Below are 13,026 nucleotides of genomic sequence, written 5' to 3'. Positions count from 1 at the left end.
GTGCTTATTTTCTCCCCTGCTTATGTCACCTTGGCTTAACCACCAACACAGAACAATGGGCTTCTTCTACTACTTGACTACTGACTGAACCTTGAACAATTCGGTTCATACCAGTCAATCCACGACTACCGATCACAATTAAATCAGCTTTGTAAATGTTGGCAAGGCGGATTATTTCTTCTGCTGGATCGCCGGTGACTAATTCTATTTCACTAGCAACAGGCAACTGCGTTTGGTAGGATTGTAATAGTTTTTCAACCTGTAAAGAAGAAAGAACTTGGGAATCTGAGTGAGGGCGATCAGCAGCTAGTTGCATTTCTGAGTCAGGGGGAGGAAAAACATGACAAAGGACAACCTTGCTGTCTTTTGGTAATACTAAATCGTTTAAAGTCTCAATGACCCGCTCTGCAATGCCTGAAGAGTCTAGAGCAACCAAAATAGTCTTTAGCACGGCTTGTATCTCCAAAAGTGCAAACCCCTGCGATTAAAATTGATTATTTTCAAAATTATACTAAGGTTAATGTAGGCTTAAATTTTAAGTTTGATACTACAATTTGATTTTTGTCAAAAGTCTGGAGAAAATTTAATAATTCTTGTTTGTGAGGCTAACAACCAACTATCAACTATTAACAACCAACAATATGATTTATTCCTCTTTTTGAATTCGCCGTTTGACTGAATTAGCATGAGAGGGTAAACCTTCAGCTGCTGCTAATGCATCAATTGCACCCGCTACTTTTTCCAAGGCAGTTTGTGAGTACTGGATAATACTTGAATGTTTTAGGAAGGTTTCGACTCCTAGTGGCGAAGCGTAGCGAGCTGATCCAGAGGTCGGTAAGGTATGGCTGGGACCAGCAATGTAGTCTCCTACGGCTTCCGGTGTGGAGTAACCCAGGAAAATAGCACCAGCATGACGAATCCATGCTAGCACTGCCCAAGGATCTTCAACTTCTAGTTCTAGGTGTTCGGGGGCAAATTCGTTAGAAAGTTCAGCTGCTGCCTGTAGTGATTCTACAATCACAATTAAACCGTAGTGGGCAAGTGCTTTTTCTGTGAGGGTGCGTCTGGGGTGATCTATTAGTTGTCTTTCTACAGCAACTTGCACGTTTTTAGCTAAAGCCGGATCTGTCGTCAACAAGATTGCTGCTGCCATTGGATCATGTTCAGCTTGTGCTAGCATATCTGCTGCAACATGAACGGGATTTGCAGTTTCATCGGCAATAATCAGCACTTCGCTTGGTCCTGCCAAACAATCAATCCCGACTGTGCCATAGACGAGTTTTTTTGCCAAGGTTACATAAATATTACCTGGGCCAGCGATGACATCAACTTTAGGAATTGTTTTTGTGCCATAGGCTAAAGCTGCGATCGCTTGCGCTCCCCCGACACGATAAATTTCTTGTAACCCAACTTCTTGGGCGGCTACTAACACTGATGGGTAAATTGTTTTACTTGCTCCTGGTGGAGTCACCATAATTATACGGGGTACTCCCGCTACCTGGGCTGGAATTGCATTCATTAACACGGTACTTGGGTATGCTGCACGACCGCCAGGTACGTATATTCCTGCTCGGTCTACAGGTGTATACCGTTTACCGAGAACTATTTCGTCATCTTCAAAGTTTACCCAGCTTTTTGGAACTCGTTGGCGGTGAAACGCTTCGATTTGGCGACAAGCCAATCTAATTGCTTCCACCAGTTCTTTCGAGACCTGTTGATAAGCAGCATCTATTTCTGATCCTGTAACCCGTAGTTCTTCTAGTTTGAGAATTTGATGGTCAAATTCTTCTGTGTAATGCAGTACAGCTTTATCACCTTGGCGCTTCACCGCTTGCAACACTTCCCGCACTGTTGCTTCTTTATGAAGTACCTGTTCGTCATTGGTGCGATCGCAGATCCTTTGTAATTCTGATCTGACGTCTGCCTGCTGAGTAATGATTCGCAGCATGGAGTAAGGACAATGCCAACTTTAAAATATTCCCGCTTGAGAATGAGCTTTGCTTCTTGCCCCAAGGGGGAAGGGTAGCTAACACTAACTCTCTTTTCTAGCTTAACCTGGATTTTTTTGATACTTCCAAGGTTTGTAGCATAAAATTCTTTACAAAGGCCACTAAATTATGGTTATTCTGGTTGATTTTCGGCTATTTGAGCATGACTCAGAAAATTTTGGCTATTTGCTCTCAACAGTAAGCAAGCCAATTGTTAACTTGGTTTATTATTCGTCATATCCCTAAATTTGGGATATGGTTGGTTTTCACATTTAATCGGCTTTTGATTGCATAGGTAGGCTCTGAGTATACTTTTTGCCTATGTTTTTAATTTAGTAGCTAAAATTACTGTATAGACACAAATACCAGGATGTCTATATTTTGAGCTTTAGAGTTTACCTGTTCACACTTGATTACCTCTATCAATACATATCATTTGAGGACACACTAAATTTCAGGCTATTGCAACCACTTGATAACGGGTGGTGAATGAGATAACTAAATTTATCGAGTACCTAATTTTAACGTATTTCTAGCGGTGAAAACAAAATATAAAGAGGCTTTCATAAATACTCTCTAGTCAAATCAAAATTTATATCTTCATAAGAACCAGATCAATTTTCAGCAAGTGTTTGCAAATTACCTAAACTAAAAACTCACAGAGTAGATATACTTAATTTATCTTCCTACAAATAATCATGGGATTTCTGTCACTAATTTAACAACATAGATTTTTCTCAGAATGTAAGTAGAAGATAGTTAAACCACGTCTACTTTGAGAACTGTAGTTTTGTAGGTTGGGTGGAACGGAGTGTAACCCAACCTACATAATGTCCTTTTTGAAAAACTCCTCTTTTCAAGATGGACGTTTATGCGAATTCTTGCTCAGGTTTCATAAATTGGTATTGTTAGTTTTTTCTCAATATTACAGACAGGCTAATAAAAAGTGGGGATATAGTGAATTCGGCTACATCCCCACCTATATTTATGACTACGCTAGTTTATTCGTCGTCTTCGTCCTCGAAATCATCTTCGTCGTAGCCGTCTTCGTCATCTTCTGTCAGATCGTTGATTTCATCAGGAATCAAATCATCATCATCCAAAATTGACTTTGGTCTACCGCCATAAGTAGCTTCTCCCATTCCTAGAGTTGGAGAGTCTAAGTTGTAGGTACGGGCTGTGCGATCGTCCAGCACCATATCTAATGGATCTTCAACTTCATCCAAGACACTATTGCTGAAAGAATCAGTATAGTCTTCGACTATACCAGATTCTTCATAAGTATTAAAGCCTGTACCAGCAGGAATCAACCGCCCGATAATCACGTTCTCTTTCAAACCACGTAACCAGTCAGATTTACCTTCGATCGCAGCTTCGGTTAAGACCCGTGTCGTTTCTTGGAAGGACGCAGCAGAAATAAAGCTATCAGTATTCAAAGATGCTTTGGTAATACCCAGTAGTACAGGAGTATATTGCGCCCTTGCACCACCAGTAATTGCCATAGCTTCGTTTACCTGCTCGATTTGACGCAGTTCTACCAATTCACCAGGTAGCATCGTGGTGTCACCACCATCATCGACCCGGACTTTTGCCGTCATTTGTCGGACAATTACTTCAATATGTTTGTCGGCAATATCAATCCCTTGAGATTGATAAACTAGTTGCACTTCATTCACAAGGAAAGTTTGTACTTTCTGCAAAGCATGGCTGGCGCAAGCATAAACTCCATCTTCCGAACCAAGGTTAAAGAAGACTTCTAAGATTTCATGGGGATTTGCAGGCCCATCTGTGAGTGTTTGTCCCGCAGTGATTGTTTGGCCATCGGTGACTACTAGATTTTGTCCTGGCCCGATTGGGTAATCTGTAACCACACCGTTGGGTTCGATGACCTTGACAGCGATCGCTTCATCACCATCACCATAGATGACCTTGACTTCTCCTGATCTCTTCGCCAAAATACATGCTTCTTTGGGCTTACGGGCTTCGAGGAGTTCTTCAATTCTCGGTAAACCTTGGATGATGTCTCCTGTCTTGGCGCGTTCAAACACCAGCAATACCAAGTTATCACCGCGCTGTACTAAATCCCCATCTTCTACTTGTAAGATCGCACCAGCACTGACGCGGTAAGGACGACCAACACGAATGGTAACAGAGTAGTTTTGAGTTGTAAGCGCTGATTCGTCAGACCCAGTTTCCCCTGCACTTTCTGCTTTTTTCACTGCTACAACTTGCCCAGATTCTTCAGCAAAGACTCCTGGAACTATTTCTGTACCTTCTACTATCAAGTCACCCGGCTTAAATTTGGGCTGGACAGCAGTACTCATCCTCAGCATATCGTGTTGTTTACGCAACACTAAGCAACGACGAACAGCTTCCGTACCTTTTTTGACGCCCCGCACGATACCGCCTTCTTTACACAAAATTTGGGTACGTGCTACCACTGCACCAGGAGCAATGGTTTGTCCGTCTTCGACCTCAAGGGTTGTATTCGTACTACCTTGAGTAGCATCAGCAGTAATATCTCGACGAACTGTTAAAGATTCCAAAATCACCAGCTGTAAACGCTGTATTTCTGGATCATCGGCATCAGCAACCAATTCAATATCTGCTGCTAAGGGGGAAGCCGTATGGTCTTGTTCGTCTTCTTGCTCAATTTCCAAAACTAGTTGGGTTCGCAGCAATTCTACGCCTTCAACACATTTAACACGCTCAGAATCTTTGTAGGGTAAACGTTGTACCGCCCGCAACTCAATCGAACGAGCTGTTTGCTGACTCACGGATGTGGTAGATGGCACATCAGGGTAGTTTGGTACGGCATACTCAACTACTGAACGAATCAATAAAGCTGGGCCTTCTGGTGTTTCCACGTACTGAATGTAGCGTAGTTCATTAAAGGTTTGCCCCAGTAATTCTTCACCAGGTTGGATAAAAGTATTATCCTTGCTCATGACTGCTTCTGGATCATCGACCATCAGCAGTTCTCCGGGCTTAATCACCACTTCCCGCAGAATGTCATTTTTCTGGGTGACTTCGATGACACCATTATTTTGGCAGAAGATATCTTTAACTACCTCAGTACCAGCTTCAACATACTGACCATCTTCAACCAATAACAAGGAGATGTCTTTGTTAACTTCGTGGGTTTCTTCGGGAATCCATAATAAGCTTCCTCCCTGCACCACTTCGTAACCTTGTTTGGCTTTGCCTTTTTTCTGGACTTCTACACCGGCGTATCTGAGCATTCCACCAGTGGTCGTACGATAGCGATCGTCAATTAACTCAGCAACTACCTGACCGTTTTGAACTTTGGTGCCTGGGGTTGCTCTGAGGTTGAATACTTGGTTGTTCCCAGTACTAACTAAGTAGTTATTTTTACCTTGAGAGCTTTGGACAGTAACTGTAGCTTGATCTAAAACTACAGAAGCTGTAATAATTTCAATTTCCCGCGTTGATTTGCCTGGGGTTGCTTCTGGTAAACGCACCACACCACCATGCTGAGTGGTAAGTTTGGTTTCTGCCAAAACACCATTGGTAGCAATAGTATCGTTTTCTTTGACCACCAATTCGGCACCAGGTGGTAAGTTGTAAACTTCCCCTGACAAAATCCAAATCAAACCACCTCGTGCGGCTGTAGTGGTAGTGTTACCTTGACGGTCTGTTTTTTGTTCTGCGACAACATCAGCAAACTTAACCTCTCCTGCTAAATCAGAAGCTACGTCTTTCACAGCTTTTTCTGTATTAGCACGGGTTGTGCGTCCGCCAAGCGCCACTTCTGCAATCAACTGACCTTGCTTGACTTTTTGTCCATCTACAACGTACAGTGTTGAACCTTGAGTAAGAGCAATTTCCTTTGTGGTTGAGTTACCAGCATCCAAAGTTAACGTACCGTTGGCTTCTACATATAAAGCATCTTCACCGTGACGGGTACGATAGGGTCTTGTCCGCAGGCGGCGGGGGAAACGAACTGTACCATCAATTACAGCACGTTCTTGTTTAGCAACTTCCCCAGTGAACACACCACCTGTGTGGAAAGTACGCATCGTTAACTGCGTACCTGGTTCACCGATACTTTGGGCAGCAATAATACCGACAGCTTCACCCAAATCCACCATTTTGGCATGGGCTAAACTCCAGCCATAGCAATGTTGACAAACCGATCGCGCGGCTTCGCAAGTCAAGGGCGATCGCACAACTACTTCAGTCACACCTGATTTTTCAATTATTCTTGCCAGATCATCAGAAATGGGCGTATTTCGGGGTGCAATGACTTCACCTGTAGTTGGATGTACTACATCTTCCCCTACTACTCGTCCCATGAGGCGGGTTTCTAGCCTAATCAGGACTTTACTACCTTCAGTCATGTCCCGGATGGGGATTCCTCTGGTAGTACCGCAGTCAAATTCGCGGATAATTACATCCTGGGAAACGTCTACCAGACGACGAGTGAGATAACCGGAGTCTGCTGTGCGGAGGGCGGTATCTACCAAGCCCTTGCGCGCACCATAGGAAGAAATAATGTACTCGGTTACGGTGAGTCCTTCTCGGAAGTTGGTTTTGATCGGCAAGTCGATAATTTCTCCTTGTGGATCTGCCATCAGTCCCCGCATACCTACCAATTGCCGTACCTGAGAGATATTACCCCTAGCTCCAGAGAATGCCATCATGTACACGGAGTTGAGGGGGTTTGTCTTTTTGAAGTGGGTGACAACTTCATCTTTCAGGGCTTCAGAAGTTCCGTTCCAGGTATCAATTACTTTTTGGAAACGCTCTACTTCCGTAATTTCCCCACGTTGGTAACGTTCTTCAGTGGCGCGAATTTCTGCTTCTGCGGCTTCGAGGAGCGATCGCTTGGAAGGAGGCACCATCAAGTCTTCTACGCTGATCGAAACCCCAGCTTTGGTAGCATAGCGGAAGCCTAATTCTTTTAATTTGTCCGCCATCACAGCCGTCCGGGCTGTACCATAGTGTGTAAACGACCAAGAAATCAAGTTTCGCAGTTGACCTTTGTCAACAACGCGATTGCGGAAAACCATTTTGTCGTTAGTCATTTGTCAATAGTTGTTGGTGGTTGACGGTTGATGGTTGGTTGTTAGTTGGTTGTTACATAGACGCGTAAGCGGTGAGCCAGTGCGGTGGACGGGTTCCCCGGCATCAAGCACCTGGCGAACCCGGAGGGTATAACCAACTAACAACACTTCCTAACTTGCGATCGCTTCTTGAATTGCTTTGTTGTAAATTACGCGACCTGGAGTTGTGTAAATATACTGCGAAATAACTTGACCTTGAGCATCTTCTCTAACTCGACGGTATTTATACAACTTAGTCACGCTACCATCATCATTTTTGGTCACTTCCTGTGGCTCATGATCCGGTTGACCTGACTCAACTTCACCGTCGTAACGGACATAGACGTAGGCGTGCAGTTCTACTTGATCCTGCTCGAAAGCCATGATCACATCTTCTAAAGAAGCAAAATATCGTCCTGCACCTTTAGTAGCGTGGGGATTTTCTGCGGTTAAGTAATAGGAACCTAACACCATGTCTTGGCTAGGTGTAATGATCGGCTTACCTGTAGCAGGAGACAAAATGTTGTTAGAAGCCAACATCAATAATCGTGCTTCTGCTTGTGATTCCAGGGATAACGGTACATGTACTGCCATTTGGTCTCCGTCAAAGTCAGCGTTAAAAGCTGGACATACTAACGGGTGTAGCTGGATCGCCCTTCCTTCTACCAAAATTGGTTCAAAAGCCTGAATACCCAAGCGGTGCAGTGTCGGAGCGCGGTTGAGTAAAACGGGGTGTCCTTCAATTACTTCTTCCAACACATCCCAAACACTGGGGTCGGAGCGGGAAATAAGTTTTTTCGCAGCTTTAATATTGTTTACCATGCCACTACGAATCAGGCGGTGGATCACAAACGGCTGGAATAGCTCAATAGCCATTTCCCGTGGTAAACCACATTGGTGGATATGCAACTTTGGCCCGACCACAATTACGGAACGTCCGGAGTAGTCTACCCGTTTACCCAACAAGTTTTGCCGGAAACGCCCTTGTTTACCCTCAATAATGTCTGACAAAGATTTTAAGGGACGATTATTTGCTCCAACTACTGTCCGTCCCCGCCGACCATTATCAATTAATGCGTCTACCGCTTCTTGCAGCATCCGCTTCTCGTTGCGAACGATAATCTCCGGAGCTAATATTTCTTGTAAGCGCGCCAGACGGTTATTGCGGTTAATTACCCGACGATACAAATCATTCAAGTCGCTGGTTGCAAAGCGTCCACCATCAAGCTGCACCATCGGGCGTAAATCTGGCGGAATTACGGGAATTACAGCCATCACCATCCACTCTGGCTTCGAGCCGGTGGCAATAAAGTTATCAATTACCCGCAAACGCTTAATTAGCTTTGCTCGTTTTTGACCTTTGGCGGTGGTAATTTCTTCGCGCAAATTTTCAGCTTCTTGTTCGAGGTTAATATCAGCAAGTAAACGCAGTAATGCCTCTGCACCAATGCCGACCTCTACACCTTGTAAAGTAGAATCTTCGCTGTAAATCTGATCTTCAATTTCTAGCCATTGGTCTTCACTAAGTAATTGTTTATAACTTAGGGTTTCAGCATTACCAGGGCTAAGAACTACATAGGAATTGAAATAAACTATTTGCTCTACATCCCGCAGGGGCATATCCAAGAGGATGGAGATATAACTAGGAATACCTTTGAGATACCAAACGTGAGCTACAGGCGCAGCGAGTTTAATGTAACCCATGCGGTGACGACGTACTCGCGATTCGGTAACTTCCACACCACAACGTTCGCAAACAATTCCACGATGACGTACTCTTTTATACTTACCGCAATGACATTCCCAATCTTTTGCGGGGCCAAAGATGCGCTCGCAAAACAAGCCATCCATCTCTGGTTTCAGAGTCCGGTAGTTAATCGTCTCTGGTTTAGTGACTTCACCAACGACTTGACCATTTGGTAGTGTTCTTTCACCCCACTGACGAATACGTTCGGGCGATGCCAAGCCAATTTTAACGTAGTCAAACTGATTAGTTTGGGCGTTTCTCATTTGTTTAATGCTGCGTTTAAGTTATGACTTCACAAACAACACGGGCATAATTAACCGTGCTAGTGGGAGGAGTATTTAGTTTTAGCCAGTAGTCAAGGGTCAATAGTAGAGACGCGATTAATCGCGTCTGTAGAATGGTCTAGAGACGCGATTAATCGCGTCTGTACAATGGTCATTTGCTTTGACAATGGACTATTGACTATTCCTCTTCTTCCATCGACTCGCGGCTTAGGGATTCGTAGGTCGGACGTGGAGGTGTACGACGGGCGTTATTGTCTGCCATCAAATCAACTTCTACGTCTACGGTACTACCATCTGTTTGAGTTTCCACCTTATGGACGGCAATATCCAAACCTAGAGATTGCAATTCTCGCATTAACACTTTGAAAGACTCTGGTGTTCCTGGTCGAGGAATGGCTTTACCTTTGACAATTGCATTGAGTGCTTCATTGCGCCCTTGCATATCGTCGGATTTAACTGTCAGCAATTCCTGCAAAGTGTAAGCTGCACCAAAGGCTTCCAATGCCCACACTTCCATTTCTCCAAATCGCTGACCACCTTGTTGAGCTTTACCACCCAAGGGCTGTTGAGTCACCAAGGAGTATGGGCCAGTGGAACGAGCATGGATCTTATCGTCTACTAGGTGTACCAGTTTCAGCATATAAGCCACACCCACAGTCACAGGTCGGTCAAAGGGTTCCCCTGTACGACCGTCATAGACCAGAATTTTGCCTGGATCATCTGGGTTAAATACCCAGTTTTTGCCAGTTTCATCTCGTGCTTCTTGCAATTTGCCATGCACAATCGTCCGGGATGCTTCCTGACCGTACATTTCATCAAAGGGCGTAATCTTAAATCGCATTCCCATGATGTGGCCAGCCCAACCCAACAGACACTCAAATACTTGTCCGACGTTCATCCGGCTGGGTACACCCAAGGGGTTGAGGACGATATCGACTGGTGAGCCATCAGGCAAATAGGGCATGTCTTCGATTGGCAATATCTTGGAAATAATCCCCTTATTGCCGTGGCGTCCTGCCATTTTGTCGCCGACTTGGATTTTCCGCTTCTGGGCTACGTACACCCGCACTACCATGTTGGCTCCGGGTGGTAGTTCGTCGCCTTGTTCGCGGGTGAATATCCGTACGTCTACAACACGTCCCTTTTCACCATTGGGTACACGCAAGGAGTTATCGCGGACATCTCGTGCTTTTTCACCGAAGATTGCTCGCAATAATTTTTCTTCGGGTGGTTGATCAGATTCACCTTTAGGAGTAACTTTACCAACCAGAATATCTCCGGCTTCTACCCATGCACCAATGCGGATAATTCCCTGTTCATCTAAATTTCGCAGGGCGTCTTCACCGACGTTAGGAATTTCTCTGGTGATTTCTTCTGGTCCAAGTTTTGTTTGTCTGGCCTCAATTTCATATTTTTCAATGTGAATTGAGGTGTAAATATCATCTTGTACCAATCTTTCGGAAATCAAAATCGCGTCTTCGTAGTTATAGCCTTCCCAAGGCATATAAGCGACGACGATATTTTGTCCCAGAGCCAATTCTCCGCCTTCGGTTGAGGAACCATCTGCTAGCACTTGACCAGCAACAACCCGTTCACCCATACGGACGAGGGGTTTTTGGTTGAGGCAAGTATCTTGGTTGGAGCGTTGGTACTTAGATATGATGTATTCAATTTCCGCAGGAGGTTTAGCACTTTCTTCTCCTGGGCGTAGTCGTGGGCGTACACGAATTTTGGTCGCATCTGCATATGTGACGTCGCCGTCGGTGCGGGAGACAATCACCATCCCAGAGTCTCTAGCTCCCTGAGCTTCTAAGCCCGTGCCTACCAAGGGACGCTCTGGTTTGAGTAGGGGTACCGCCTGCCGTTGCATGTTCGATCCCATCAAAGCGCGGTTGGCGTCGTCATGCTCCAAGAAGGGAATCATGCTCGTAGCTACCGACACAATTTGTACGGGAGAGACTGCGATATAGTCTACTTGTTCTGCTGTTGTGGTGGAGAATTCCTGACGGTAGCGTACAGGTACTTCGGGACCAATGAGATGACCATTTTCATCAATTGGCGCATCTCCCGCCGCCACCCGGAAGTCGTCTTCTTCATCGGCGGTCATGTAAGTTGGTTGGATATCGTACCTGACGCGTCCATTTTCTACAGGACGGAAGGGCGTTTCTAAAAAGCCGTATAGGTTTACCCGTGCATGGGTCGCTAAGGAACCAATCAAACCAGCGTTGGGACCTTCTGGTGTTTCAATTGGGCAAATACGTCCGTAGTGCGATGGGTGAATATCTCGGACGGCGAAACCGGCACGTTCGCGAGTCAAACCACCAGGACCAAGGGCAGACAGACGGCGTTTGTGGGTCAACTCTGCTAAGGGGTTGGTTTGATCCATGAACTGCGACAATTGGCTGGAGCCAAAAAATTCTTTAATTGCTGCTACCAAAGGTTTAGGGTTAACTAAGGAAGCAGGGGTAAGAACTTCGGCATCGGATACAGTCATCCGCTCGCGAATAATCCGCTCCAAACGGTTTAATCCAACTCTGACTTGGTTTTGCAGCAACTCGCCGACGCTTCTAACCCGGCGATTTCCGAGGTGGTCAATGTCGTCTATGCTACCAATATCGTATTCCAGGTTAATTAGGTAATCCACCGCTGCCAAGATATCTTGGGGGGTTAGTACCCGCATTGTTTCTGGTACTTGTAGACGTAGTTTTTTGTTGAGTTTATAGCGTCCGACCCGCCCTAAGTCATAGCGCTTAGGATCAAAGAAGCGAGAGTCTAGGAGTTGTTGTCCACCCAAGACTGTCGGTGGTTCACCCGGACGCAGTTTGCGATACAGTTCCATTAGGGCTTCTTCTTCAGAGAATTGCCCTTCTTTTTCAATGGTTTTTTGGAAATATTCGGGGTGGCGCAGGGCGTCAAAGATTTCGTTATCTGACAATCCCAATGCTTTTAATAGCACTTGGGCCGACAATTTGCGGGTTTTGTCGATGCGTACCCACACTAAGTCGTTACGGTCTGTTTCAAATTTCAGCCAAGCCCCTCGGTTAGGAATTAAACTAGCTGAATAAGTACGCCGTCCGTTTTTGTCAATTTCTGATTTGTAGTAAACTCCTGGCGATCGCACGATCTGGTTGACAATCACTCGCTCTGCACCGTTAATAATAAACGTGCCGCGATCTGTCATCAGAGGCAGGTCTCCAATAAATACTTCTTGTTCTTTGATTTCCCCCGTTTCTTTATTGATCAAACGTGTGGGAACATACATTTGGACAGCGTAAGTGCTATCCCGCCGCTTTGCTTCGTCAACGTCGTACTTTGGTTCCTTCAGCTTGTAATTCTGACCTAAAAAGTGCAGTTCAAGTTTGCCAGTGTAGTCAGTAATGGGACTAAAGGAGTTAAGTTCTTCGATTAGCCCTTCTTCTAAAAACCAACGAAAACTAGAACGCTGGATTTCAATTAAGTCGGGCAACAAAAAGGCGGGTTCCATTATTGTGTCGTTAGTCATGCCTCTACCTTTGTCAACCTGGTTAAACTTGTTGGTGTGTGGGAACTTCTCCTTACACCACCTGCTATGTGCAGGTGTAGGCAAATGGAGCAATTAAACCTGGAAATAGCAATTTTGGCAAGAGGGTATTTGCTCCCTTTGCTGGATTTCCAAAAACAGAAGATACTTCAGTTTTGCCCTAGTGTGTTTTGCTCTGTTCACTTCTCCTCCGAAAACCGCGTTCTGCATTGACGCAGTTCGTTTGACAGTTACCTTTCACAAGACTGTGGTGTCTTTAACCCAAAGCGATGATATCCTAGTACTGAGCAAATAATTTTCTCAGCTTGCGACTTATTTATCTAGCTTGGGATTGGCGGATAATACTCACAAAAAACTTCGTTTATAAATTTGTATAACTTTAATGATGGAGCCAAAATCTAGCTCTACCTGAGTGGGAAGT

At 45.0% G+C, this 13,026-nt stretch carries 5 protein-coding genes; all 5 read right to left on the bottom strand.

The annotated features are described in order from the left end of the window. Window positions 1–25: 25 nt before the first annotated feature. Entirely contained in the window at window positions 26–451 is a 426-nt protein-coding gene (locus ACE1AT_RS17860) for a universal stress protein (RefSeq protein WP_374870681.1), read from the bottom strand. 195 nt (window positions 452–646) lie between these two features. After that, window positions 647–1,948 (bottom strand): histidinol dehydrogenase, encoded by a 1,302-nt coding sequence (gene hisD / locus ACE1AT_RS17855; RefSeq protein ID WP_374870679.1) that lies wholly within the window; start codon window positions 1,946–1,948, stop codon window positions 647–649. A 1,041-nt stretch (window positions 1,949–2,989) separates the two neighbouring features. Continuing rightward, window positions 2,990–7,036 (bottom strand): DNA-directed RNA polymerase subunit beta'', encoded by a 4,047-nt coding sequence (locus tag ACE1AT_RS17850; protein ID WP_374870677.1) that lies wholly within the window; start codon window positions 7,034–7,036, stop codon window positions 2,990–2,992. Window positions 7,037–7,186: 150 nt separating this feature from the next. After that, window positions 7,187–9,064 carry a DNA-directed RNA polymerase subunit gamma gene (locus ACE1AT_RS17845; RefSeq protein WP_374870675.1) on the bottom strand — a complete coding sequence of 626 codons (1,878 nt, stop codon included), beginning with the start codon at window positions 9,062–9,064 and terminating at the stop codon, window positions 7,187–7,189. 199 nt (window positions 9,065–9,263) lie between these two features. Continuing rightward, window positions 9,264–12,587, bottom strand: a complete 3,324-nt coding sequence (gene rpoB / locus ACE1AT_RS17840; protein ID WP_374870673.1) for a DNA-directed RNA polymerase subunit beta — start codon at window positions 12,585–12,587, stop codon at window positions 9,264–9,266. Window positions 12,588–13,026: the final 439 nt, after the last annotated feature.

The sequence above is a fragment of the Pelatocladus sp. BLCC-F211 genome, from assembly GCF_041928655.1.
Lineage (GTDB): Bacteria > Cyanobacteriota > Cyanobacteriia > Cyanobacteriales > Nostocaceae > Pelatocladus.
This window is presented reverse-complemented; position numbering and strand designations above follow the sequence as displayed.

What these genes read in the sequence shown, in the direction of transcription:
- hisD (WP_374870679.1), bottom strand. Translation starts at nt 1,948, where the DNA reads ATGCTGCGAATCATTACTCAGCAGGCAGACGTCAGATCAGAATTACAA.
- ACE1AT_RS17850 (WP_374870677.1), bottom strand. Translation starts at nt 7,036, where the DNA reads ATGACTAACGACAAAATGGTTTTCCGCAATCGCGTTGTTGACAAAGGT.
- ACE1AT_RS17845 (WP_374870675.1), bottom strand. Translation starts at nt 9,064, where the DNA reads ATGAGAAACGCCCAAACTAATCAGTTTGACTACGTTAAAATTGGCTTG.
- rpoB (WP_374870673.1), bottom strand. Translation starts at nt 12,587, where the DNA reads ATGACTAACGACACAATAATGGAACCCGCCTTTTTGTTGCCCGACTTA.